General features: G+C 70.4%; 22 protein-coding genes. 17 read left to right on the forward strand and 5 right to left on the reverse strand.

Features of this window, described 5'->3' with window-relative positions; translation table 11 throughout:
• Window positions 1-62 precede the first annotated feature (62 nt).
• The 7 genes from AC07PU_RS04700 to AC07PU_RS04730 are packed head-to-tail and all read left to right on the forward strand — an operon-like array spanning window position 63 to window position 7,345.
• Window positions 63-926: an isocitrate lyase/PEP mutase family protein gene (locus tag AC07PU_RS04700; RefSeq protein ID WP_296779856.1), complete on the forward strand. Its 864-nt coding sequence runs from the start codon at window positions 63-65 to the stop codon at window positions 924-926.
• A gap of 5 nt (window positions 927-931) precedes the next feature.
• Window positions 932-2,350: a 3-isopropylmalate dehydratase large subunit gene (gene leuC, locus AC07PU_RS04705; protein ID WP_495315647.1), complete on the forward strand. Its 1,419-nt coding sequence runs from the start codon at window positions 932-934 to the stop codon at window positions 2,348-2,350.
• A 2-nt stretch (window positions 2,351-2,352) separates the two neighbouring features.
• Complete coding sequence (gene leuD / locus AC07PU_RS04710) at window positions 2,353-2,979, forward strand: 3-isopropylmalate dehydratase small subunit (RefSeq protein WP_495315649.1); 627 nt, start codon at window positions 2,353-2,355, stop codon at window positions 2,977-2,979.
• Window positions 2,980-2,998: 19 nt separating this feature from the next.
• Window positions 2,999-3,982, forward strand: a complete 984-nt coding sequence (locus tag AC07PU_RS04715) for a tripartite tricarboxylate transporter substrate binding protein (RefSeq protein ID WP_495315651.1) — start codon at window positions 2,999-3,001, stop codon at window positions 3,980-3,982.
• Between the two features lie 4 nt (window positions 3,983-3,986).
• Window positions 3,987-5,168: a 2-methylaconitate cis-trans isomerase PrpF family protein gene (locus tag AC07PU_RS04720; RefSeq protein WP_495315653.1), complete on the forward strand. Its 1,182-nt coding sequence runs from the start codon at window positions 3,987-3,989 to the stop codon at window positions 5,166-5,168.
• 38 nt (window positions 5,169-5,206) lie between these two features.
• Window positions 5,207-6,205, forward strand: a complete 999-nt coding sequence (locus tag AC07PU_RS04725) for a Bug family tripartite tricarboxylate transporter substrate binding protein (RefSeq protein WP_495315655.1) — start codon at window positions 5,207-5,209, stop codon at window positions 6,203-6,205.
• Between the two features lie 3 nt (window positions 6,206-6,208).
• Window positions 6,209-7,345 (forward strand): 2-methylaconitate cis-trans isomerase PrpF family protein, encoded by a 1,137-nt coding sequence (locus tag AC07PU_RS04730; protein WP_495315657.1) that lies wholly within the window; start codon window positions 6,209-6,211, stop codon window positions 7,343-7,345.
• 9 nt (window positions 7,346-7,354) lie between these two features.
• On the opposite strand, the gene AC07PU_RS04735 is transcribed toward AC07PU_RS04730, so the two are convergent.
• Window positions 7,355-8,281, reverse strand: coding sequence for an AraC family transcriptional regulator (locus AC07PU_RS04735; RefSeq protein WP_495315659.1), 927 nt, complete (start codon window positions 8,279-8,281; stop codon window positions 7,355-7,357).
• Window positions 8,282-8,382: 101 nt separating this feature from the next.
• Between AC07PU_RS04735 and AC07PU_RS04740 the strand changes: the two genes are divergently transcribed.
• The 3 genes from AC07PU_RS04740 (at window position 8,383) to AC07PU_RS04750 (ending at window position 9,642) form a co-directional block, all read left to right on the forward strand.
• Window positions 8,383-9,135, forward strand: coding sequence for an SDR family oxidoreductase (locus tag AC07PU_RS04740; protein ID WP_495315661.1), 753 nt, complete (start codon window positions 8,383-8,385; stop codon window positions 9,133-9,135).
• Between the two features lie 160 nt (window positions 9,136-9,295).
• Window positions 9,296-9,463 (forward strand): hypothetical protein, encoded by a 168-nt coding sequence (locus AC07PU_RS04745; RefSeq protein WP_495315663.1) that lies wholly within the window; start codon window positions 9,296-9,298, stop codon window positions 9,461-9,463.
• Window positions 9,460-9,642 carry a hypothetical protein gene (locus tag AC07PU_RS04750; protein WP_495315665.1) on the forward strand — a complete coding sequence of 61 codons (183 nt, stop codon included), beginning with the start codon at window positions 9,460-9,462 and terminating at the stop codon, window positions 9,640-9,642. The genes AC07PU_RS04745 and AC07PU_RS04750 overlap by 4 nt, the downstream gene beginning before the upstream one ends.
• A gap of 3 nt (window positions 9,643-9,645) precedes the next feature.
• Here AC07PU_RS04750 and AC07PU_RS04755 read toward each other — a convergent pair whose 3' ends face one another.
• The 4 genes from AC07PU_RS04755 to AC07PU_RS04770 form a co-directional block, all read right to left on the reverse strand.
• Entirely contained in the window at window positions 9,646-11,274 is a 1,629-nt protein-coding gene (locus AC07PU_RS04755; RefSeq protein ID WP_495315667.1) for an amidase family protein, read from the reverse strand.
• Between the two features lie 60 nt (window positions 11,275-11,334).
• Window positions 11,335-11,517, reverse strand: coding sequence for a hypothetical protein (locus AC07PU_RS04760; RefSeq protein ID WP_093345944.1), 183 nt, complete (start codon window positions 11,515-11,517; stop codon window positions 11,335-11,337).
• Between the two features lie 37 nt (window positions 11,518-11,554).
• Complete coding sequence (locus tag AC07PU_RS04765) at window positions 11,555-13,594, reverse strand: M14 family zinc carboxypeptidase (protein WP_495315669.1); 2,040 nt, start codon at window positions 13,592-13,594, stop codon at window positions 11,555-11,557.
• Between the two features lie 290 nt (window positions 13,595-13,884).
• The gene (locus AC07PU_RS04770) at window positions 13,885-14,766 is read right to left on the reverse strand and encodes a LysR family transcriptional regulator (protein WP_057591871.1); all 882 of its coding nucleotides are present in this window, start codon (window positions 14,764-14,766) and stop codon (window positions 13,885-13,887) included.
• A gap of 200 nt (window positions 14,767-14,966) precedes the next feature.
• Between AC07PU_RS04770 and AC07PU_RS04775 the strand changes: the two genes are divergently transcribed.
• The 7 genes from AC07PU_RS04775 to AC07PU_RS04805 all read left to right on the forward strand — a co-directional run bounded on the left by AC07PU_RS04775 (window position 14,967) and on the right by AC07PU_RS04805 (window position 22,417).
• Window positions 14,967-15,437 (forward strand): PCC domain-containing protein, encoded by a 471-nt coding sequence (locus tag AC07PU_RS04775; protein ID WP_495315672.1) that lies wholly within the window; start codon window positions 14,967-14,969, stop codon window positions 15,435-15,437.
• On the forward strand, window positions 15,430-15,831 hold the full coding sequence (locus tag AC07PU_RS04780) for a PPC domain-containing DNA-binding protein (RefSeq protein ID WP_495315674.1): 402 nt from the start codon (window positions 15,430-15,432) through the stop codon (window positions 15,829-15,831). The genes AC07PU_RS04775 and AC07PU_RS04780 overlap by 8 nt, the downstream gene beginning before the upstream one ends.
• Window positions 15,832-15,853: 22 nt before the next feature.
• The gene (locus tag AC07PU_RS04785; protein WP_057591868.1) at window positions 15,854-16,672 is read left to right on the forward strand and encodes an SDR family NAD(P)-dependent oxidoreductase; all 819 of its coding nucleotides are present in this window, start codon (window positions 15,854-15,856) and stop codon (window positions 16,670-16,672) included.
• Between the two features lie 14 nt (window positions 16,673-16,686).
• Window positions 16,687-17,859 (forward strand): acetyl-CoA acetyltransferase, encoded by a 1,173-nt coding sequence (locus tag AC07PU_RS04790; protein ID WP_490876364.1) that lies wholly within the window; start codon window positions 16,687-16,689, stop codon window positions 17,857-17,859.
• Entirely contained in the window at window positions 17,856-19,445 is a 1,590-nt protein-coding gene (locus AC07PU_RS04795) for an acyl-CoA synthetase (protein ID WP_495315677.1), read from the forward strand. Before AC07PU_RS04790 ends, AC07PU_RS04795 begins: the two co-directional genes overlap by 4 nt.
• A 69-nt stretch (window positions 19,446-19,514) precedes the next feature.
• Entirely contained in the window at window positions 19,515-20,528 is a 1,014-nt protein-coding gene (locus AC07PU_RS04800; protein ID WP_495315679.1) for a TRAP transporter substrate-binding protein, read from the forward strand.
• A complete protein-coding gene (locus AC07PU_RS04805) occupies window positions 20,525-22,417 on the forward strand; it encodes a TRAP transporter large permease (protein WP_495315681.1) in 1,893 nt (630 codons plus the stop codon). The genes AC07PU_RS04800 and AC07PU_RS04805 overlap by 4 nt, the downstream gene beginning before the upstream one ends.

Raw genomic sequence — 22,417 nt, forward strand, 5'->3', positions numbered from 1 at the left:
AACAACGTCGAAAGGTTATAGCATTATGATGTCATTACTAAATCACTTCGATGCCTCGTCCCATGACCACCGCCCACGACCTGCGCCAGCTGCTCTCCCGTCCCGAACTCGTCGTCGCCCCCGGCGCCTATGACGGCATGACCGCGAAGATGGTCGAGGCGGCCGGCTTCGCCTGCGTCTACATGACCGGCGCCGGCGCCTCGGCGGCGCGCGGCTTTCCCGACTACGGCCTGCTGTCGATGAACGAGATGGCCGAGGCCGCGGGCGTGCTGGCGCGCTCGGTCGGCGTGCCGGTCATCGCCGATGCCGACACCGGCTACGGCAACGAACTCAACGTGACGCGCACCGTGCGCGAGTACGAGATGCGCGGCGTGGCCGGGCTGCACATCGAGGACCAGGTCGCGCCCAAGCGCTGCGGCCACCTCGACGGCAAGGAGGTGATCCCGCGCGACCAGTTCGTCGCCAAGATCCGCGCCGCCCTCGCGGCCCGGCGCGACCCGGCCTTCCTGGTGATCGCGCGCACCGACGCGCGCGCGATGCTCGGGCTCGACGAGGCGGTGGAACGCGCACGCGAGGCGCTGGCCGCCGGTGCCGACATGGTGTTCGTCGAGGCCGCGCAGTCGATGGAGGAACTGGCCGCGATCCCGCGGCGCGTGGAGGGGCCATGCCTGCTCAACATCGTGCGCGGCGGCAAGACGCCCGACCTGGACCTCGCGACGGCGCAGCAGATGGGCTATCGCCTCGCGATCCTGCCGAGCCTGCTGATCGGCGCCGCGGCCTCGGCCTGCGAACAGGCACTGTCTGCCTTGCGCAGCACGGGCCAGCCGCCGAGCTCGGCCCATGCGCCCGGCGTGGCCGAGCGCTTCCGGCGCCTGGGCGCCGCGGAATGGGATGCGCTGCGCACGCGCTTCCAGGCGGCGGAATGACGGCCATGACGACCTCCTCCACCACCGCGCCGCGCACGCTGTTCGACAAGGTCTGGGACGCACACGTGGTCCAGCCCCTGCCCGACGGCTGGGACCTGCTGCACATCGACCGCCACCTGCTGCACGACCTCTCGGGCACCGCCGGGCTGCGCGAGCTGGCCGAGCGCGGCCTGCCGGTGCGCAACCCCGAGCTGGCCTTCGCCACGCCCGACCATGCCGTCTCGAGCGCGCCGGGCCGCACCGGCCAGAGCTTCGCGGGCGGCGTGCATCTGTACCAGGGCCTCAAGCTGCTCACGCGCGGTGCCGGCATCCGGCTGTTCGACCTGGGGCAGCCCGGCCAGGGCATCGTGCATGTGATGGGACCGGAACTCGGCATCGTGCAGCCCGGCATGACGCTGATCTGCGGCGACAGCCACACCTGCACCAACGGTGCCCTCGGGGCGATCGCCTTCGGCGTGGGTTCGTCCGAGGTCACGCATGCGCTCGCGAGCCAGACGCTGGTGCTGCGCCGGCCGCGCACCCTGCGCGTGCACTTCGACGGACTGCCTGGTGCCGGCGTGGGCGCCAAGGACCTCGCGCTCGCGATGATCGCGCGGCTCGGTGCCAGCGCCGGCACGGGCTTCGCGGTGGAGTACGCCGGCGAGGCGGTGCGTGCGATGGAGATCGAGCAGCGCATGACGCTGTGCAATCTCTCGATCGAACTGGGCGCGCGCATCGGCATGGTGGCGCCCGACGAGAAGACCGAGGCCTATCTGCGCGGACGCGACTTCGCGCCGCCCGAGGCGCGCTTCGCCGAAGCCGCCGCCTGGTGGCGCAGCCTTCCGAGCGACCCCGGCGCGGTCTACGCGCACGAGGCGCGGATCGACGCGAGCGCCGTGGCGCCGACGCTGACCTGGGGCACGAGCCCGGAGCATGCGATCGCGATCGACGCGCGCATTCCCGATCCCGCCGATGCCACCGATGCCTCGCAGCGCCAGGCCTGGCAGGGCGCGCTCGACTACATGGGGCTCGCGGCCGGCGCGCCGCTGCAGGGCCAGCGCGTGGACCGCGTGTTCATCGGCTCGTGCACCAACTCCCGGCTGTCGGACCTGCGCGAGGCCGCGGCCCTGCTGCGCGGCCGCCGCGTGGCCTCGCATGTGCGGGCCTGGGTGGTGCCGGGCTCGGAGAACGTCAAGCGCGCGGCCGAACGCGAAGGCCTGGACCGGCTGTTCCGCGAAGCCGGCTTCGAATGGCGCGAGCCGGGCTGCAGCATGTGCGTGGCCGCCAACGGCGAACAGGCGGCACCGGGCGAGCGCGTGGTCTCGACCTCGAACCGCAACTTCGTCGGCCGCCAGGGCCCGGGCGCGCGCACCCACCTCGCCAGCCCGGCCAGCGCCGTCGCGGCCGCGCTGGCCGGCGCCATCGCCGATCCACGGAGCCTTTGAACATGCAGCCCTTCACCCTCCTGCGCGGCGCCGCGGCGCCGCTTTCCATCGACAACGTCGACACCGACCTGATCGTGCGCATCGAGCGCCTCACCAGCCTCGCGCGCGGCGAGCTCGGCCCGTGGGCCTTCGAGGCGCTGCGCTGTCGCGCCGACGGCAGCGAAGACCCGGACTTCGTGCTCAACCAGCCGCGCTGGCGCGAGGCACCGATCCTGGTGGCCGGCCGCAACTTCGGCTGCGGATCGTCGCGCGAGGGCGCCGTGTGGGCACTGCTCGCGCGCGGCATCCGCTGCGTGATCGCCGAGAGCTTCGGCGACATCTTTCACGCCAACTGCTTCCAGAACGGCGTGCTGCCGATCCGCCTCGCACCGGCCGAACTCGCGCATGCCCATGCGGCCTGCAGCGCCGACGGGCCGTGGCAGGTCGACCTGCGCACGCAGCGCATCGCGCTGCCCGACGGCGGCGAGCTGCCCTTCGAGGTCGATCCGCTGCGCCGCGAAGCCCTGCTCGAAGGGCTCGACGACATCGGCCGCACGCTCAAGCTGCGCGGTGCCGTCGATGCCTGGCAGGCGCGCGACCGCGCGGCCCGCCCCTGGGCCTGGCCGGCGGCCGCCGTGCCGCAATCCTGACCACCGGAGACCGCCTTTCATGTTCGACACATCCCTTCGCTCGCTGGCACGCCACTGGCTGCCCGCGCTCTGCGCGGCCTGCGGCCTCGGCGCCGCCACGGCCCAGGCCCAGACCGCCTGGGCGCCCCAACGCCCGGTCACGCTGGTCGTGCCCTACAACCCCGGCGGCGGCACCGACGCCACCGCGCGCGCCGTCGCGAGCCGGCTGTCGGTGCTGTGGAAGCAGCCGGTGCTGGTCGAGAACCTCGGCGGCGCCGACGGCCTGATCGGCACCCGGCGCGTGATCGAGGCCGCGCCCGACGGCTACACGCTGCTGTTCCAGGTGCCCTCGCTGCTGCTGATGAAGTACCAGCGCAGCCTCAAGGCGATCGACCCCGTGACCCGGCTCACGCCCGTGACCGCGGTGGCGACCTCGCCGACGGCGCTGGTGATGACGGCCACCCTGCCCTTCAAGACCCTGCCCGAGCTCATCGCCCATTGCCGCACCAGGCCCTGCAACGCGGGCAGCGGCGAGAACAGCTCCAAGGTGCGGGCGCAGAAGTTCGCGGCCGACTACCAACTGCGCGACCTCGCGGTCGTCAACTACAAAGGCACCTCACCGATCGTGGGCGACCTGGTCTCGGGCAATCTCACGATGGCCTTCACCGGCATCACGGCCGCGATGCCGCTGCACAAGGCCGGGCGCGTGCGCATCCTCGTGACCAACGGCGAGCATCGCGCGCAGGCGCTGCCCGAGGTGCCGACCAGCCTCGAGGCCGGCTGGCCCGACTCCTATTCGGTGACCTGGTACGGCGTGTTCGCGCCCAAGGGAACGCCGGCCGCGATCGCGCGCGCCATCGCCGATGCCACGCGCGAAGCCGGCAAGGACGCCCATGTGCGCGAAGCCCTGGCGGTCGCGGGGGCGGAGCCGGCCTTCACCAGCCCGGCCGCCTTCGAAACCATGATCCGCGAGGACGATGCGCGCCTCGCTGCGCTGGTCAAGCGCTTCCCGCTCGAGGACTGAGGCGATGCAAATCATGGGCGAACAGGTCGGCGTGCCGTGCACCGTGCTGCGCGGCGGCACCAGCAAGGGCCTCTACTTCAACGCCGCCGACCTGCCGCCTGCGGGCGCGCGGCGCGACCGCCTGCTGATGGCGCTGCTCGGCGCGCACGACCTGCTGCAGATCGACGGCCTCGGCGGCTCTCGGCTGGTCACGGCCAAGCTCGCGATCATCGGGCCGCCCACGCATCCCGAGGCCGACGTGGACTACACCTACGGCATCGTGCCGCCGGGCGAGGGCCGCGTGGTCTTCACGAGCAACTGCGGCAACATCTCGGCGGGCGTGGGGCCGTTCGCGATCGATGCCGGGCTGGTGCCCGCCGAAGGCCCCGTGGCGCGCGTGCGCATCCACAACACGAACACCGGCAAGCTGCTGGTGGCGCACGTGCCCGTGGCCGATGGCCATGCGTGCGTGCACGGCGACTTCGCGATTCCCGGCGTGCCCGGCACCGGCGCGCGGATCTTCATGGACTACCGCGCCACCATCGGCGCCAAGACCGGCCGCGGCATGCCCACGGGCCATGCGCGCGACGAGATCGCGCTCGACGACGGGCGGCGCTTCGAGGTCAGCCTCTGCGACGTCGGCAATCCCTGCGTCTTCGTCGCGGCCGATGCCCTGGGCCTCTCGGGCACCGAGCTGCCGAAAGCGATCGATGCCGATGCCGCGTTGCTGTCGACCTTGAAGGCGCTGCGTGCGCGCGCGGCCGCCCTGCTCGGCCTGTGCGACCACTGGCGCGAGGCCGACAGCGTGTCGCCCGCGCTGCCGCTGGTCGTGATCGTCGCGCCGCCCACCGCCTATGCCGATGCGCAGGGCCGCACCGTAGCGGCCGCGCAGGTCGACCTGTGCGCGCGGCTGGTGTTCTACGGCCGTTGCCACGAGAGCATGGCGGGCACGGGCGCGATCTGCACCGCCGCCTGCGCGAGCGTCGAGGGCTCGGTGGTGCATGCGGCGGCGCGCGGCATCGGCGAACGCGTCGTGCCCGACAGCCTGCACATCGGCCATCCGCTCGGCGCGATGCGCGTCGATGTCCAGGGGCGCTGCGAGGCCTCGCGACCGCTGGCCTTCGAGGCGCTGGGCTTCGCGCGCACGGCGCGCCGCCTGATGGACGGCACGGCCTGGGCGCCGCGGTCGGTGCTGGACCCGGCCTGAGCCGTCCCCGATCCCCGAACACATTCCAAGGAGACTTCATGCATTCGAACCCCTCTCGCCGCCGCTTCCTCGGGCAGTGCGCGGCCGCGGCCACCACCGCGTCGCTCGTGCCCTCGTTCGCATGGGCGCAAGGCGACGGCTATCCCTCGCGGCCGATCCGCATCGTCGTCGGCTATCCGCCAGGGCAGACCGTGGACACCGGCGCGCGCGCCCTGTCGATCGCGCTCACCGAGATCCTCGGCAAGCCGGTGTTCGTCGACAACAAGGCAGGCGCCAACGGCATCCTCGGCGCGCAGGACGTGCGCAACGCGGCGCCCGACGGCTACACGCTGCTGCTGGGCACCTCGGGCCAGCTGGCCATCAATCCCTCGATCTACGCCAAGCCCGGCTACGACCCGGTCAAGGACTTCGCGCCCGTCATGCTCAACGGCGTGGGCCGGCTCTACGTGGTGGTGCCGGCGGCCTCGCCCTTCCACACGCTGGCCGACCTCGTGGCCTATGCCAAGGCCCATCCGGGCAAGCTCAACTACGGTTCGGGCGGGCGCGGCATCACGGCCAACCTCGCGATGGAGATGCTCAAGAAGGCGGCCGGCGCCGACATCGTGCACGTGCCCTACAAGGGTTCGTCGGCCGCGCTCACCGACCTCATCGGCAGCCAGATCGACGTGATGATGGACGCGGGCGGACTGGTGCTGCCGCAGGTGCGCCAGGGCAAGCTCAAGGTGCTCGGCGTGTCGAGCAAGGGCCGCTACAAGGAACTGCCGCAGGTTCCCACCATCGCCGAGCAGGGCTATCCGGGCTTCGAGGTCGCGTCGTGGACCGCCGTGCTGGCCCCGGCCGCCACGCCGCCCGCCGTGGTCGAGAAGCTCAACAAGGCCCTGCTCCAGGCGCAGCGCCGCCCCGACGTGATCCGTTCGGCCGAGACCTCGGGCAGCGAGCTCGAGGGCGGGTCGCCCGAGCAGCTCAAGGCCTTCCTGATCGCCGAGAACCGCAAGTGGGGCGAGGCCGCGCGCGCCGCTGGTGTCACGCCGGAGTAAGCCATGGCGCATGACGACCCCAGCACCTTCGGCGAACAGCATGGCGTGCCCTGCGTGCTGATGCGCGGCGGCACCAGCAAGGCGCTGTTCTTCCACCTGCGCCACGTGCCGCCGCCGGGCCCGGCGCGCGACGCCTTCCTCAAGCGCGCCATGGGCACGCCCGACCCGCTGCAGATCGACGGCATGGGCGGCTCGCGGCTGGTGACCTCCAAGGTGGCGCTGATCGGCCCGTCGACACGGCCCGATGCCGACGTGGACTACACCTTCGCGCAATGCGACGTGGAGCGCGACCTGGTCGGCTACGACGCCAACTGCGGCAACATCTCCTCGGCCGTGGGGCCGTTCGCGGTCGACGAGGGGCTGGTCGAGGCGGTCGAGCCGCTGACCGTGGTGCGCATCCACAACACGAACACGGGCACCGTGCTGGTCGCGCGCGTGCAGGTGCGCGACGGCAAGGCGCGCGTGACGGGCGACTGCGCCATCGCGGGCGTCCCGGGCACCGGGGCCGAGATCCTCATGGACTACACCGACACGCTCGGTGCCAAGACGGGCCGCCTGTTGCCGACGGGCCAGCCGGTCGACGCGATCACGCTGGAGGACGGACGCGAGGTGCAGGTCTCGATCGTCGATGCGGCCACGCCCTGCGTCTTCATCGCGGCCGAGTCGCTCGGGCTCCACGGCGACGAGCTGCCGACTGCAATCGGCGGCGACCGCGCGCTGATCGAGACCATCGGCGAGATCCAGGCCAGGGCCGGCGAGCGCATCGGGCTCTACGCGCATTGGCGCGACGTGCATCTGCCGGGCCTGCCGCTGGCCGTGATCGTGGCACCGGCCGGGCACGAGGACAGCGATCTGCGCGCGCGCCTCGTGTTCCTCGGCAAGTGCCACGACAGCATGGCGGGCACGGGGTCGATCTGCACCGCGGCGGCCTCGCGCATTCCGGGCACGCTGGTCCATGCGGCCACGGGCGACCGCTTGCGCGGCGAGGTGCTGCGCATCGGGCATCCGCTGGGCGTGATGGCGGTCAAGGTGGCGACGCGGCCCGGCGCAGCGTTGCCGGAATTCACGGCGCTGGGTCTTCAGCGCACGGCGCGGCAGTTGATGGAGGGCGTGGTCTACGTGCCGATCGACATGGCGTAGACAAAGCGCTCAGGCGCCGTCCGGCACCTGCGCGAGGCCCGCGTGCTCGCGCGCATACCGCGTCGGCGGCAGCCCGACGTGCCGCGCGAAGGCGCTGCTGAAGGTGTTCGCGGCGTTGTAGCCCACGCGCTGTGCGATCTCGGCCACGCTGCCCGCGTTGCGCCGCAGCAGGTCCTTCGCGAGCGCCATGCGCCAGGCCAGCAGGTATTCCATCGGCGCCACGCCGACCGTGCGGCCGAAGCGCTCGAAGAAGGTCGAGCGCGAGAGCGCGGCCTCGTGCGCGAGTTCGGCCACCGTCCAGTCCTGCGCCGGGCGCTCGTGCATCGCGCGGATCGCGGCCGCGAGGCGCGGCTCGGCGAGGCCGCGCGCCAGCCCCGACGAGGCGTTGGTTCCGCCGGTGGAGCGCAGCGCCTCGATCAGCAGCAGTTCCAGCAGCCGCGCCAGCACCACCTCGCGCGCCGGCCGCTGCTCGCGCGACTCCTCGCGCACGAACTGCACCAGCATCGCCAGCCGCTCGTCGCCGCGCACATGCACGAAGCGCGGCAGCAGCGACACCAGCAGCGAGGCATCGGGCGAATCGAAGCTGCAGTGGCCCGCGAGCATGCGCAGGTCGATCGCGCCTTGTGCATCGCCCACCCTGAACTCGCCATTGCCCAGCGGCACCGGCGGCGCGGTTTGCACGCCCGGCGGTGGCGGCTCGAGGCTGCAGAGCGCGATGTGCCGGGCCGCGGGCACCAGCACGAAGTCGCCCGATTGCAGCTCGATCGCCTCGCCCCGGTCGACCGTGAGGCGGCAGCCGCCCTCGAGGATCACGCAGTAGAAGGGTTCGCCCGCATCGGAGCGCTCGATGCGCCAGGGGCTGGCGCCGAACACGCGCTTGGAGAAGCGCGCGCTCGGCCGCAGCAGCATGACCACTTCGGCCAGGGGATCCACCATGTTCGGACGATTCCTGATGAGACTCGGACTCGGGATCGTAGCAAGTCCGGCCCTCGCGGCCTATCGTCAGGCATCGATCACTCCCCTTCTCAAGGATCTCCATGACCCGGACCGTTCTCATCACCGGCTGCTCCTCGGGCTTCGGCCTCGAAACCGCGCGCTATTTCCTCGACCGCGACTGGCAGGTCGTCGCCACCATGCGCACCCCGCGCACCGACCTGCTGCCCGCATCGCCGCGCCTGCGCGTGCTCGCGCTCGACGTCACCGATCCACGCAGCATCGAGCGCGCCGTGGAGGAGGCCGGCGCCATCGACGTGCTCGTCAACAATGCGGGCTTCGGCGCGGCCTCGCCGGCCGAACTCACGCCGCTGGCCACCGTGCGCCAGCTCTTCGAGACCAACACCTTCGGCACCCTCGCGCTGATGCAGGCGGTGCTGCCCCAGTTCCGGCAGCGCCGCGCGGGCGTGGTGGTCAACGTCACCTCGAGCGTGACGCTGAAGGCGCTGCCGCTGATCGCGGCCTACCGCGCGAGCAAGATGGCGGTCAATGCCTTCACCGAGTCGATGGCGATCGAGCTCGAGCCGCTGGGCGTGCGGCTGCGACTGGTGCTGCCGGGCCGCTCGCCCGAAACGCGCTTCGGCGACAACGCGCGGCCGAACATGGCGGGCTTCGATCATGAGGACTATGCGGAGCTCGCGCAGAAAGTCTTCGCCCAGTTCCAGGACACTTCCGCCCCGACCACCCATGCGCTCGACGTCGCCGAGGCCGTGTGGCGCGCGGCCACCGATCCCGCGGCGCCGATGCGCATCCCGGCCGGCGCCGATGCCGTCGCCTGGGCGGCCGAGGCGCGTTGAACCGCATAACCGTTCGACATGAAGGCCGATTCGCGCGACATCGCGGATGCGGCTGCTATCCTCGGCGCGCTCGATGCGCACGGCATCGAGACGCGCCGAGGACGACTTCGGCGCTGACGCACATTGAGGGACGGCCCTGCAACCTTGTCGAGGTGTTGCCATGGCCGAGCTTCTTCGGGTCCTGCGGACCATCCATCGAGCGCTGCGCGCGCAGCCGATGCCGAATCCCTTCCTGTTTCGCCGCATAGCGGTCACACCGGGCCTCGTTCGGCTCGACTACCGCATGCAGCCGTCGTTCGCGCCCGCGCATCGGCGAGGTGCCCGATGATCGGCGCGGGCGGCTGGATGGGGCTGGTGCTCGCGGCGGGCATCGGCTATGCCGCATGGGCCGCCCGGCGGCAAGGCTGCGAAGCACGCGATGTCAGGGCGCTGCGGGTCAGCAGCGGGCTGTGCGCGTTGGGCGGCGTGGCGGTGGCCGTGCTGGAGCTGCTGCTGCCGTCGGGTTGAGGCTCATGGCACAGGGGCATTCTTGCGAAACTGCGGATTGCGCCTTGCCTTCGTGGCCTGCTCGAAGCCGTAGGCGATCGACAGCAGCGTGGGTTCGCTCCAGCGCGTGCCGACGAAGAAGATCGCAACGGGCATGCCGCCGCTGTCGATCCCCATCGGAACCGTGATGCCGGGGTAGCCGGCCATGGCGCCGCTGCGCCCCGGGCTCACGAGGGCATCGAGCCCATTCGACGACAGGATGCGATCGAACTCGCCGGCCACCCGTGCCTTCTGTTCGCGGGCCAGTTGCTCATAGGGAACGGTGGGAGGTCCGAGCAGAGCGACGGCCTGGTCGATCCACCATTGCGAGTAGGGTGTTCCATCGGGACGCAAGGGTGTGGTCTTGTTGAACGCCTGCAGTTCCTCGATGTTCTTGACGGGAAGCCCGGTTCTGGTTGCAAGGTATGCGTTCAGTTCCCTGCCGAAGTAATACGTCAGCAGCGTCCATTCATCGACCTCGGATTCGTTGGGGCTCTCCACGGTTACCACCGTGGCTCCGAGGCGGCGCAGGGTGTCCAGTGCGCCCATGAAGTCGGGGTAGATGTCGGCTGCGGCGTACGGGCCGGGCGCATAGCCGATGCGCTTGCCCTTCAGGCCGTCGGGGCTCAGGAACTTCGTGAAATCCACCGCGTGCGCCTGTGCGTCGGCCGTGGCCGTGTCCTTCGGATCGGCGGCCGCCATCGCGGAAAGCAGGAGGGCCGCATCGCGCACCGTGCGTGCCATCGGGCCCGGGGTGTCTTGAATGCTCGCGATCGGGACGACGCCTGTTCTGCTCACCAAGCCCAGCGTAGGGCGAATACCGACGATGCCGTTCATCGCCGCGGGACACAGGATCGATCCATCGGTCTCGGTGCCGATCGCGATGGGCACGAAGCCCGCAGCCACCGCCACGGCCGATCCCGCGCTCGATCCGCAAGGTTCTTTGTCCAGCACATGTGCATTCAATGTCTGGCCACCTCGCCCGCTCCATCCGCTGGGGAGGAAGAGGGAACGAAAGCCCGACAACTCGCTGAGATTCGTCTTCCCGAGAATCAGTGCGCCCGCTTCGCGCAACTTCTTCGCGACGAAGGCGTCCTGCAGCGCGGGCTGCCCCACCAGCGCCAGCGAACCCGCCGCGGTCTGCATCCTGTCGCCCGTGTCGATGTTGTCCTTCAGGAAGACCGGAATGCCGTGCAGCGGCCCGCGCGACTGGCCCGCGGCTCGTTCCGCATCCAGCTGGTCGGCGATGGCCATGGCATCGGGGTTGAGCTCGATGACCGCATTGACGGCCGGTCCCTTCTTGTCGAGCGCATCGATGCGGGCCAGCAGGTAGGCCGCCATGTCGCGCGAGGTGGCGCCCTGCGCCATCTTCTCGCTCAGGCCCGCGATGTCGAGGTACTCGATGCCTTCGAGCGAGGGCGGCACGACGGCGGGAACTGTCGGTGGAACCGGCGCGCCAACGCCATCCCCGGCCGTCGCTGGCGGCGCCATGGCGAGCGGAGAGATGCTCGCGCCATCGCCTCCACCACAAGCCGACAGCACGAGGCACAGCAGCGGGACGCACCAGACGCGGGTGGCCGCCTTGGGGCGGCGCGGACGAACATCGCTTTTCATGGTCACTCCTTGTCGATCGTGGGATGCAGGTGAACGGCGCCGCGATGCACGGCGACGACGCTAGGACTTGCAGTTGCTTTCGGTGACCGGCGGAATGACCGGCGCGATGGTTCCGGTGCCGGGGGCGATGCCCACGGGCATGAAGCTGGCGCCGCCTCCATCGCCGCCGCCGCAGGCGGCAACCGCAAGGCAGAAGAACAGCGCGCACAGGCGCCGCGCGAAGACCACGAGTTGGATCTGCATGATGTGACTCCCGATGTCGAAGACGAGGCAAGGTCGGTCAGCTCGCCGACGGCGTCGGCGGGCAGGGCTGCGGTGCTTCCTTGGCCAGTACCTCCAGGAAGACCGCGTCGGGCGGACCGGCCCTGCCCTTCTGGTTCACGCCCTGCACGTAGAGCAGGTGCTTGCCCGGCAGGAAGGCCGATGTGTCGATGACGCCCGAGACCGTCACCTTGGGCCCCGCGCCGAAGGCGATGTCGGCGGTGGCGCTCAGCGGGATCGCCTTGGCCGCGCTGTCCCAGGGCACCGTGTTGATGTAGGCGTTGGCGGCCTGGATGGGCTGCGGATCGTGCCTGGTCACCGGCCAGTCGCTGTCGCCCTCGGCGTAGCGATAGCGGTCGTCGTCGATCGTGGCCGTGAGCGTGACGGACTCGCCCTGCCTGACACTGGTGGCGGAGAGCTTGAGATCCGCCGCGTCGGGCCCGAGTGGAAGCTGGTACGGCGCCTTCAGCGTGCGTGCCGCATAGCGCAGCGACGCCACGTTCTTCGGGAAGGTGTCCTTCTCGAACTCCTCGCAGGGCTCGTAGAAGGAGGTGCCCAGCTCGATCGTGAACGAAGGCGCGCCGAGCTCGCCATAGAAGGTGTCGGTGGTCGTGCCGTCGGTGTCGTAGCCGACGATCTGATCGGCGGCATATCCGTTGTACCAGGCGAGGCGTTGCGCGAAGGCCGCCATGCCGTCGTCGTTCGCGGTCTTGGAGTCTCCGCCCAAGGTGTCGCGCCGAATCCCCCAGGGCCACAACACCAGTTGCGAGAAGCTGTGGATGTCGAGGTACAGGCCTTCGTAGTCGCTGGGCGCGCCGGTCGAGAAATCGTTGGCCGCGGCGATTCGCCGGTCCTGCAGCAGGCCGCCCGCAAAGCTGCCGTCCTGCTGGCGCGTGCCCGCGACGTACCGGACGATCGCGGCCGTTTCCGGCTCCGAGGCGGCGGCCTTGCCCCGGAAGTCCCCTTCGCACGCGTCGCCGCTCGATCCCTTGCCATTGGTGCTGTTCCAGCCGAACGGAAAGTTGCGGTTCAGGTCGACGCCGGAATCCACGGGGCCTATGAACTGGGCCAGCACCTCGTTATCGGGCGACTTGCAGTAGCCGTCCACCAGGTTCACGTTCTTGCGCCAACCGCTTCCGAGGTTCTGCGCCACGGCCTGTTCCGCGAGCTTTCGGCCATCGGGATTCGCATGCAGGATGAAGTGGAACTCGTTGTGATCGAGCAGCCATGTGGCCGTGGGATCGGTGCCGTGGTTCTTCACCAGCCATTCGGCAAAGCGCGTGGAGATCTCGGCCGGCGTGTATTCGCGCGCATGGATCGACGAGGTGGTGACCATGCGCGGTACGGTCTTGTCCTGGATGCGTTCCTGGTTGCCGATGACGACGGCACGCAGCGGGTTGGCCTCGCTGTCGGGCAGCAGGTCGAAGTCGATCGTGCTCAGCACGCTCTGCGGCAGGTACTTGATCAGCACGTTGCGAAACGAGAGCAGTTGCGTCTGCACCCAGGTCTGGCCCACTGGAGCGACGCGGACCAGCTTCGGATAGCGAGCAGCCAGCGCATCGATGTCGAGGTTGGCCTGCTCGACGGTGCGGTAGCAGGCGGCGTTGCCGTCGAACAGCGGGTCGCCAGGCTTGCCCAGTGCCGATGTCTTCTGCGAAGCCTGCGGCGTTCCGGGCGTGCTCTGCTTCAGGAGTTGCTGCCGCTCATGCTGGAAGCCGCGGATCTTCTCGGAGCGCTCGGCATCGATCTCGACCGCATAGCCCAGGCTGCGCAAGCGTTCGACGCCGCGCGAGTCGAGTTCCGTCGCGATGGTCTTGCCGACCTTGTCGACCCGCATGTGATCGATCCAGCGCGACAGCCGCTGGATGTCCTCGCGCGTCGCATAGGACACGCGCACCGACCAGATGCGGCCCTGCTCGAGCTGCGCTGGCGGTGCACCGGCGGGGTTCGCCGTGCCCTGCGCGGTCGCGAGGGGCGCGAGTTGCGCGAGCACGATCAGGCCGGTGATCGCGAGACGAAGACGCTTGGGCCGCGGCGCGGCGTGAAGACCAGCTCTCATGTGGGTTGTCCTGTGCTGCATTCATGAAATTCACCGGACAGGCTCGCGCTACGGCGAACCAGGCCGGCACCGTCTTGAAGGGGCATCGGAAATTCGCGTCCACGCGGCCCCCCGAAAGGAACCGTCTTGGAGTCATGAATGGCGCATGGACGCGCGGGTGCGTTCCCTCCCTGTTCCGCACCCGGGGCAGGCTCACCGCGTGGGTGATGTCTGCTGGCGGAAAAGAATAATTGCCCGGGCGCTCGAGGGATAGGACCGTCTGTCCGTATTCTTTTGAGAAAGTCGGCGCGTCAGTCGCGCAGTCTCGGCAGCAGCGCGAGAAAGGCCTTGAGCAGCGGCGACTCGTCCGACTTGCGCCAGACCACCAGCGTGTCGACATGCGTCTTCTCGCCCTTGAGCGGACGGAACACCACGCCCTCGCGATGCAGCGCCTTCACGCAGGCCGGCACCAGCGCGACGCCCACGCCGCCCGAGACCAGGCTCACGATGGTGTTCATCTGGCGCGCCGGGAACATGCGCGGGCTGAAGCCGCGCCGCATGCAGGTGGCGACGATGGCATCGAACATCTGCGGCCCGATGTGGCGCTCGAAGCCCAGGAAGCGTTCGCTCGCGAAGCGCTCGAGCGCCACGCTGCCGGGCCGTGCGAGCGCATGCGTCTCGGGCAACGCGAGGATCAGCGTGTCCTTCTGCACCAGCCGCGAGTCCAGCGTCGGCGGCATCTCGGCCGGCTGCAGGATCAGGCCGATGTCGAGCCGGCCCGACTGCACGTCGGCCAGGATCTGCTCGGTGATGCCCTCGCGCAGCGCGATGCTCGCGTTGGGATGGTTCTCGTTGAAGTCGCGCAGCACCTGCGGCAGGAAGGTGTAGGCCGGCAGGCTGATGAAGCCGACCGCGATCGAGCCCTTGAGGCCGGCCGCCGCGTCCTTCGCATGGCGGCGCAGGCTCTCCATGCCGCCGAGCACGGCGCGCGCGTCGCGCAGGGCCTCCTCGCCCGCGCGCGTGATGGCGATGCGGCGCGAGCTGCGCTCGAACAGCGCGACGCCGAGCTCCTCCTCCAGTTCCTTGATCGCCAGGCTCACCGGCGGTTGCGAGAGATTGAGGCGCTCGGCGGCGCGGCCGAAGTGGAGTTCCTCGGCGACGGCGACCAGGCAGCGCAGGTGGCGAAGTTCCATCGATCTGAATCCTGTATTGATCGATCTGAATTGTAGATTTGTTGCTATGGATTGGGGCTCCTAGACTCCGCGGCCATGCGCCGGCCCTACCCCCTGCCGCGCAGTCAGGAGACAACGTGAACAAGCAGTCGACGACGGCCCTGCCACGAGCAAGGACCGTGGTCCACCCTGGGCCCAGCGGCCCCGTGAGGATCAACCACATGCGTGCCGACCACGGTCGGCACTTCCGGCTTTCGCTGCCCGCGGGCCGCACCCTGCACGAGGGCCTGGTCGAGGCCCTGGCGCGCGAGGCGGTGCACAGCGCCTCGATGACGCTGCTCGGCGGCGACCTCGAGAGCCTGAGCTTCTGCATGGCCCTGCCCGACCCCTCGGGCCGCGTGCTCGCCACCTACGGCGCGCCGGTGCCGCTGCGCGGCGCGCGGCTGATCTTCGGCAATGCCACGCTGGGCCGCTCGGCTTCGAACACGCCGCTGGTCCATTGCCATGGCGCCTTCTGCGAGGCGGACGGCGCGGTGCGCGGCGGCCACATCCTCTGCGACCGCAGCGTGGTCGGCCGCGTGCCGGTCACGGTGCTCGTGACCGCGCTCGACAGCTTCGAGCTGCGCGTGGCCTACGACGAAGAGACGCGCATGCCGCTGATGCGCCCCGAGGCCAGGACCGGCCATGTCTGAAGTCCACCGGATCGAACGCGGCCGCATGGGCCGCGTGGCCTACGCACGCATCGGCCCCAACGAAGACCTGATGCAGGGCGTCGAGAAGCTCTGCGTGGCCCAGGGCTTTCGCCACGCCTTCGTGCGCGGCGCGCTCGGCAGCCTGATCGACGCCTGCCTCGAACGCCCCGACGGCGCCTGCCAGGTGATCCGCGGCCCGGCCATCGAGGTCGTGAGCCTGGCCGGCGAAGTGCGCCGGCAGCCCGACGGCAGCCTGCGCTCGGCCCTCACCGGCGTGGTCGCCGACACCGAGGGCCGGGTCTATGGCGGGCCCTTCGTGGCCGGCGCCAACACCGTGTGCGTCACCTTCGAGGTCACGCTCGAGGAGTGGCTGCCCGCCGACGACAACAACTGATTTCGACAACTGCAGGACTCCCATGACAGACACCTCCTCCTCCCGGCGCGTCGCCGTCGTCACCGGCGGCGCGCGCGGCATCGGCCTCGCGATCGGCCAATGGTTCCTCGCGCACGGCCACCAGGTCGCGCTGCTCGACAACGACCGTGCCACGCTCGAAGCGACCGGCCGCACGCTCGCCCAGCCCGATCGCGTGCTGACCGTGAACTGCGACGTGTCCGATCCCGCGCAGGTCGATGCGGCCGCGCATGCCGTGGTCGCGCGCTTCGGCCGCGTCGACGCACTGGTCAACAACGCGGGCGTGGCGGTGTTCAAGCGCGTGGCCGAGACCAGCTTCGCCGACTGGCGCACGGTGCTCGGCACCAACCTCGACGGCGCCTTCCTCTGCACCCAGGCCTTCGGCGCGCTGATGGTGCAGGCCGGTGGCGGCGCGGTGGTGAACGTGGCCTCGATCTCCGGCCTGCGCGCGAGCACGCTGCGCGTGGCCTACGGCACCAGCAAGGCGGCGCTGATCCACCTGACCAAGCAGTACGCGGTGGAGCTCGGCAATGCCGGCGTGCGCGTGAACGTGATCGCACCGGGCCCGGTCGAGACCGAGATGGCCAAGCTGGTCCACAGCGTGGCGATCCGCTCCGACTACTACGACGCGATCCCGCTCGGGCGCTACGGCAGCGTGGAGGAGATGGCGAACACGGTGGGCTTCCTCTGCAGCGATGCCGCCAGCTTCATCAATGGCCAGGTGATCGCGGTCGATGGCGGCTTCGACGCCGCGGGCGTCGGCCTGCCGACCCTGCGCCGCGGACTGCCGTCCGAACGCGCCGCCGAAGCAGCGCACGCCTGAAGGAGCCGCACGCCATGAACAACGACAACGCCTTCATCACCGGCTGGGGCCACACGGTCTTCGGCAAGCTCGACGCGATCGACAGCGAACAGTTGATCCGCGATGCGGTGGACCCCGCGCTGCACACGGCCGGGCTCGAGGCCACCGACATCGACGGTGTCTTCGTCGGCCACTTCAACGGCGGCTTCATGCCGCAGGACTTCAGCGCCTCGCTGGTCGCGCTCGCGGTGCCGGCGTTGCGCCATGTGCCGGCCGTGCGCATGGAGAACGCCTGTGCCACCGGCTCGGCCGCGATCTGGGCCGCGCTCGACGCGGTACAGAGCGGCCGCGTGCGCCATGCGCTGGTGGTGGGCTTCGAGATCATGAATGCGGTGCCCACCCCGGTGGTCGCGCAGACGCTGCTGCGCTGCTCCTACGTGAAGGAGGAAGGCGAGACGCCCGCGGGCTTCGCTGGCGTGTTCGGCCGCATCGCAGGCAGCTACTTCGAGCGCTTCGGCGACCAGGGCGATGCGCTCGCGGCCATCGCGGCCAAGAACCACGCCAACGGCATGCACAACCCCTTCGCCCACATGCGGCGCGACCTGGGCTTCGATTTCTGCCGCCAGGTGTCGGAACGCAATCCGGTGGTCGCGGGCCCGCTCAAGCGTTCCGATTGCTCGCTGGTCTCCGACGGCGCCGCGGCGCTGGTGATCTCGGCCGCGCCGACGCCGTCGGCCCGCGTGCCGGCCGTGCGCTGGCGCTCGCGCACGCAGGTCAACGAATACCTGCCGCTGTCGCGCCGCGACCCCACGCGCTTCGAGGGCGCGGCGCTTGCATGGAGCCGCGGGCTCGAGGCGGCCGGACTCGGGCTGGACGACCTCGGCTTCGTCGAGACGCACGACTGCTTCACCATCGCCGAGCTGCTCGAGTACGAGGCCATGGGCCTGGCGCCGCACGGCCAGGGTGCGCGCGCGATCCTCGACGGCGTGACGCGCAAGGACGGCCGGCTGCCGGTCAATCCCTCGGGCGGCCTCAAGTCGCGCGGCCATCCGATCGGCGCGACCGGCGTGTCGCAGCACGTGATGGCGGCGATGCAGCTCGCCGGCCTGGCGGGCGACATGCAGGTGGCCACGGGACGGCCCGGTGCCGTCTTCAACATGGGCGGCGCGGCAGTCGCCAACTACCTCAGCGTGCTGGAGGCGGTGTGAGCGCAGCACAGGCGGCGAACCTCTCGGTGCTGCTGTCGCAGACCGCGGCGCTGTTTCCCGACCGGCCGGGCCTGATCCTCGAGGACCGGACCTGGACCTGGCGCGAGATCGACGCACGCGTCGACGCGCTGGTCGATGCGCTGCGCGCGCTCGGCATGCAGCCTGGCGACAAGCTGCTCGTGCAGTCGCGCAACAACATCGCGCTGTTCGAGAGCTGCTGGGCCGCGTTCCGCCTGGGCGCGGTCTGGGTACCGGTGAACGCGCGGCTCACGCCCCCCGAGGTGGCCTACCTCGGCAGCGCGAGCCGGGCCACGGTGATGCTCGCCGAGGACTGCTTCGGCGCGCACGTGGAGGCGGTGCGCGCAGCCTCGGCGCATCTGCGCCACGTGGTGACGATCGGCGTGCCGCCGCAGGGTGCGTTGGGTTACGAGGCGCTGCTCGCGGCGCACGCGGGCGCGCCCAATGCCACGGCACCGGTCGATGACTGCACGCCACTGTGGTACTTCTACACCTCGGGCACCACCGGCAAGCCCAAGGCCGCGGTGCTGACCCACGGGCAACTGGCCTTCGTGGTCACGAACCACCTCGCCGACCTGATCCCCGGTACCACCGAGCGCGACTGCTCGATCGCCGTCGCGCCGCTGTCGCACGGCGCGGGCATCCATGCGCTGCTCAACGTCGCGCGCGGCGCGGCCACCGTTCTGCCAGCCTCGGACCGGCTCGAGCCGCCCGCCATCTGGGCGCTGGTCGAGCGGCACCGGGTCAGCAACCTCTTCACCGTGCCCACCATCGTCAAGATGCTGGTGGAAGACCCGTCGGTCGATGCCTTCGACCACAGCTCGCTGCGCTACCTGATCTATGCCGGCGCGCCCATGTACCGCGCCGACCAGAAGCGCGCGCTGCACAAGCTCGGGCCGGTGCTGGTGCAGTACTTCGGCCTCGGCGAGGTCACGGGTTGCATCACCGTGCTGACCCCCTCGATGCATTCGACCGACGATGCCGATCCCCACGCGAACGTCGGCTCCTGCGGCCGGCCGCGCACCGGCATGGAGGTCGCGATCCTCGATGCGCAGATGCAGCGCCTGCCGGCCGGTGCCGTGGGAGAGATCTGCTGCCGCGGCCCCGCCGTGTTCGCTGGCTACTTCGACAACCCCGAGGCCACGGCCAAGGCGCTGCGCGGCGGCTGGTTCCACACCGGCGACCTCGGGCGCATGGACGAGCGCGGGCTGCTCTACATCACGGGCCGCGAGTCCGACATGTACATATCGGGCGGCTCCAACGTCTATCCGCGCGAGGTCGAGGAGATCCTGCTGACCCATCCGGCGGTGCGCGAGGCCGCGGTGCTGGGCTGGCCCGACGCCAAGTGGGGCGAGGTCGGCGTGGCCGTGCTGGTGTGCGAGCGCGACGACGTCGACGCCGAGGAGATCCTGCGCCACCTCGACGGCCGCTGCGCCAAGTACCGCTGGCCGCGCCACGTGCTGTTCTGGCCCGCGCTGCCCAAGTCGGGCTACGGCAAGGTCGCGAAGAACGACATCCGCCGGCTGCTGGCCGAGCGCGCGGAGATCGCGGAGGCCGCCATCGCCTGAAGTTCCATTTCCGTCCCCCACAGCGTTCGACAGATCAAGAGAAAACCCACACAACAGGAGACAAGCGCCATGAACATCCAACGCCGCACCGTGCTGCGCACCGCCGCCGCCGCATCCACGCTGGCCCTGCCGCTGCGCCACGCCTTCGCGCAGAAGAAGCCCTACAGCTACAAGTACGCGAACAACCTACCGGTCACGCATCCGATGAACATCCGGGCCAAGGAGATGGCCGATGCGATCCGCGCCGAGACCCAGGGCCAGGTCGACATCCAGATCTTTCCGAACAACCAGCTCGGCTCGGACACCGACATGCTGAGCCAGCTGCGCTCGGGCGGGGTCGAGTTCTTCACGCTGTCGGGCCTGATCCTCGCCACCCTGGTGCCCGCGGCCTCCATCAGCGGCGTGGGCTTCGCGTTCCCCGACTACGCCAGCGTCTGGAAGGCGATGGACGGCGAGCTCGGCGCCCACATCCGCCAGCAGATCGCCAAGGCCAACATCCTCGCGATGGACCGCATCTGGGACAACGGCTTCCGCCAGATCACGTCCTCGAGCAAGCCCATCGCGGCGCCGGCCGACCTGAAGGGCTTCAAGGTGCGCGTGCCGGTCTCGCCGCTGTGGACCTCGATGTTCAAGGCGCTCGAGGCCGCGCCGACCTCGATCAACTTCGCCGAGGTGTATTCGGCGCTGCAGACGAAAATCGTCGACGGCCAGGAGAACCCGCTCGCGATCATCTCGACCGCCAAGCTCTACGAGGTGCAGAAGTACTGCTCGATGAGCAACCACATGTGGGACGGCTTCTGGTTCCTCGCCAACAAGCGCGCCTGGGACCGCCTGCCGCCCGAGCTGCAGGCCATCGTGGCGCGGCACGTGAATGCCGCCGCGCTCAAGGAGCGCGCCGACGTGGCCGAGCTCAACACCGGGCTGCAGAAGGAGCTGGCCGCCAAGGGCATGCAGATCAACCAGCCCGACCCGGCCGCGTTCCGCGACCAGCTGCGCAAGGCCGGCTTCTATGCCGAGTGGAAGGCCAAGTACGGCGACGAGGCCTGGGCGCTGCTCGAGCGCAGCGTGGGCAAGCTGGCATGAGCACGCAGCGCCTGGTGGTCGCGCACGGCCATGGGCCCGCGCAGACCTTCGACCCGGCGGCGTCGAACCCGCTCGCGGCGCGCATCGAGCAGGCGCTCGGCGCCGCGGTGAGCGTCGCGGCGGGCGCGCTGGTGCTGGCCGACGTGGCGGTGCTGCTCGCGGGCGTGGTCGCGCGCTTCGTGCTGCACCAGCCGCTGATCTGGTCGGACGAGCTGGCCTCGATGCTCTTCATCTGGCTGGCGATGCTGGGCGCGGTGGTCGCGCTGCGGCGCGGCGAGCACATGCGCATGACGGCGCTGGTGTCGGGCCTCGCGCCCGAACGCCGGCAGCTGGCCGAAGCGCTCGCGCTGTGCGCGGCGCTCGCCTTCCTCGCGATGATCGCGTGGCCGGCCTGGGAGTACGCCGCGGAGGAACGCTTCATCACCACGCCCGCGCTCGACATCTCGAACGCCTGGCGCGCCGCCGCCCTGCCCGCGGGCGTGGCGCTGATGGCGCTGTTCGCGGTGCTGCGGCTGTTCCGCGACTTCGACTGGAAGACCACCACCAAGGCCGTCTGCGTGGTGGCGATCCTGGTCGCGGCCTTCGGCTTCGGGCGCGCCGTGTTCGAGGACCTGGGCCGGCTCAACCTGCTGGTCTTCTTCGTCGGCGTGGTGCTGGCCTGCGTGCTCGGCGGCATCCCGATCGCCTTCGCCTTCGGCCTCGGCACCTTCGGCTACCTCGCGCTGACCACCGACACCGCGCTGCCCGTGATCGTCGGGCGCATGGACGAGGGCATGTCGCACCTGATCCTGCTCGCGGTGCCGCTGTTCGTCTTCCTCGGCCTGCTGATCGAGATGACCGGCATGGCCAAGGCGATGGTGGCCTTCCTCGCGAGCCTGCTCGGCCACGTGAAGGGCGGGCTGTCGTACGTGCTGGTGGGCGCGATGTACCTGGTGTCGGGCATCTCGGGATCGAAGGCGGCCGACATGGCGGCGGTCGCGCCGGCGCTGTTTCCCGAGATGCAGAAGCGCGGCGCCAGCGACGGCGAGCTGGTCGCGCTGCTGGCGGCCACCGGCGCGCAGACCGAGACCGTGCCGCCGAGCCTGGTGCTGATCACCATCGGCTCGGTCACCGGCGTGTCGATCGCGGCGCTGTTCACCGGCGGGCTGCTGCCGGCCGTGATCCTCGGGCTGATGCTGTGCGTGGTGGTGCACTTCCGCAGCCGCCACGAGGACCTGAGCCGGGTCGAGCGCTCGCCCTGGTCCCAGGTGCTGCGGCTCGCGCTGGTGGCGCTGCCCGCGCTCGCCCTGCCCTTCGTGATCCGCGCCGCCGTGGTCGAGGGCGTGGCCACCGCCACCGAGGTCTCGACCATCGGCATCGTCTACGCGGTGGTGGCCGGGATCGCGATCTACCGGCAGTTCGACTGGCGCCGGCTCGGGCCGATGCTGGTGGCCACGGCCTCGCTGTCGGGCGCGATCCTGCTGATCATCGGCACCGCCACCGCGATGGCCTGGGGCCTCACGCAGTCGGGCTTCTCGCGCTGGCTCGCCGAGCTGATGGCGAACCTGCCGGGCGGCGCCGGGATGTTCCTGGCCGTGTCGCTGGTGATCTTCGTGATCCTCGGCTCGGTGCTCGAGGGCATCCCGGCGATCGTGCTGTTCGGCCCGCTGCTGTTTCCGATCGCGCGCCAGCTCGGCATCCACGAGGTGCACTATGCGATGGTGGTGGTGCTGTCGATGGGCCTGGGCCTGTTCGCGCCGCCGCTGGGCGTGGGCTACTACGCGGCCTGCGCGATCGGGCGCGTGCAGCCCGATGCGGGGATCGGGCCGATCGTGGGGTACATGCTGGCGCTGCTGGCGGGGACGATCGTGGTGGCGGCGGTTCCGTGGCTGTCGATCGGCTTCCTCTGA

This window comes from Variovorax sp. GW821-FHT10D07 (assembly GCF_059415325.1).

What these genes read in the sequence shown, in the direction of transcription:
- AC07PU_RS04700 (WP_296779856.1), top strand. Translation starts at nt 63, where the DNA reads ATGACCACCGCCCACGACCTGCGCCAGCTGCTCTCCCGTCCCGAACTC.
- leuC (WP_495315647.1), top strand. Translation starts at nt 932, where the DNA reads ATGACGACCTCCTCCACCACCGCGCCGCGCACGCTGTTCGACAAGGTC.
- leuD (WP_495315649.1), top strand. Translation starts at nt 2,353, where the DNA reads ATGCAGCCCTTCACCCTCCTGCGCGGCGCCGCGGCGCCGCTTTCCATC.
- AC07PU_RS04715 (WP_495315651.1), top strand. Translation starts at nt 2,999, where the DNA reads ATGTTCGACACATCCCTTCGCTCGCTGGCACGCCACTGGCTGCCCGCG.
- AC07PU_RS04720 (WP_495315653.1), top strand. Translation starts at nt 3,987, where the DNA reads ATGCAAATCATGGGCGAACAGGTCGGCGTGCCGTGCACCGTGCTGCGC.
- AC07PU_RS04725 (WP_495315655.1), top strand. Translation starts at nt 5,207, where the DNA reads ATGCATTCGAACCCCTCTCGCCGCCGCTTCCTCGGGCAGTGCGCGGCC.
- AC07PU_RS04730 (WP_495315657.1), top strand. Translation starts at nt 6,209, where the DNA reads ATGGCGCATGACGACCCCAGCACCTTCGGCGAACAGCATGGCGTGCCC.
- AC07PU_RS04735 (WP_495315659.1), bottom strand. Translation starts at nt 8,281, where the DNA reads ATGGTGGATCCCCTGGCCGAAGTGGTCATGCTGCTGCGGCCGAGCGCG.
- AC07PU_RS04740 (WP_495315661.1), top strand. Translation starts at nt 8,383, where the DNA reads ATGACCCGGACCGTTCTCATCACCGGCTGCTCCTCGGGCTTCGGCCTC.
- AC07PU_RS04745 (WP_495315663.1), top strand. Translation starts at nt 9,296, where the DNA reads ATGGCCGAGCTTCTTCGGGTCCTGCGGACCATCCATCGAGCGCTGCGC.
- AC07PU_RS04750 (WP_495315665.1), top strand. Translation starts at nt 9,460, where the DNA reads ATGATCGGCGCGGGCGGCTGGATGGGGCTGGTGCTCGCGGCGGGCATC.
- AC07PU_RS04755 (WP_495315667.1), bottom strand. Translation starts at nt 11,274, where the DNA reads ATGAAAAGCGATGTTCGTCCGCGCCGCCCCAAGGCGGCCACCCGCGTC.
- AC07PU_RS04760 (WP_093345944.1), bottom strand. Translation starts at nt 11,517, where the DNA reads ATGCAGATCCAACTCGTGGTCTTCGCGCGGCGCCTGTGCGCGCTGTTC.
- AC07PU_RS04765 (WP_495315669.1), bottom strand. Translation starts at nt 13,594, where the DNA reads ATGAGAGCTGGTCTTCACGCCGCGCCGCGGCCCAAGCGTCTTCGTCTC.
- AC07PU_RS04770 (WP_057591871.1), bottom strand. Translation starts at nt 14,766, where the DNA reads ATGGAACTTCGCCACCTGCGCTGCCTGGTCGCCGTCGCCGAGGAACTC.
- AC07PU_RS04775 (WP_495315672.1), top strand. Translation starts at nt 14,967, where the DNA reads ATGCGTGCCGACCACGGTCGGCACTTCCGGCTTTCGCTGCCCGCGGGC.
- AC07PU_RS04780 (WP_495315674.1), top strand. Translation starts at nt 15,430, where the DNA reads ATGTCTGAAGTCCACCGGATCGAACGCGGCCGCATGGGCCGCGTGGCC.
- AC07PU_RS04785 (WP_057591868.1), top strand. Translation starts at nt 15,854, where the DNA reads ATGACAGACACCTCCTCCTCCCGGCGCGTCGCCGTCGTCACCGGCGGC.
- AC07PU_RS04790 (WP_490876364.1), top strand. Translation starts at nt 16,687, where the DNA reads ATGAACAACGACAACGCCTTCATCACCGGCTGGGGCCACACGGTCTTC.
- AC07PU_RS04800 (WP_495315679.1), top strand. Translation starts at nt 19,515, where the DNA reads ATGAACATCCAACGCCGCACCGTGCTGCGCACCGCCGCCGCCGCATCC.
- AC07PU_RS04805 (WP_495315681.1), top strand. Translation starts at nt 20,525, where the DNA reads ATGAGCACGCAGCGCCTGGTGGTCGCGCACGGCCATGGGCCCGCGCAG.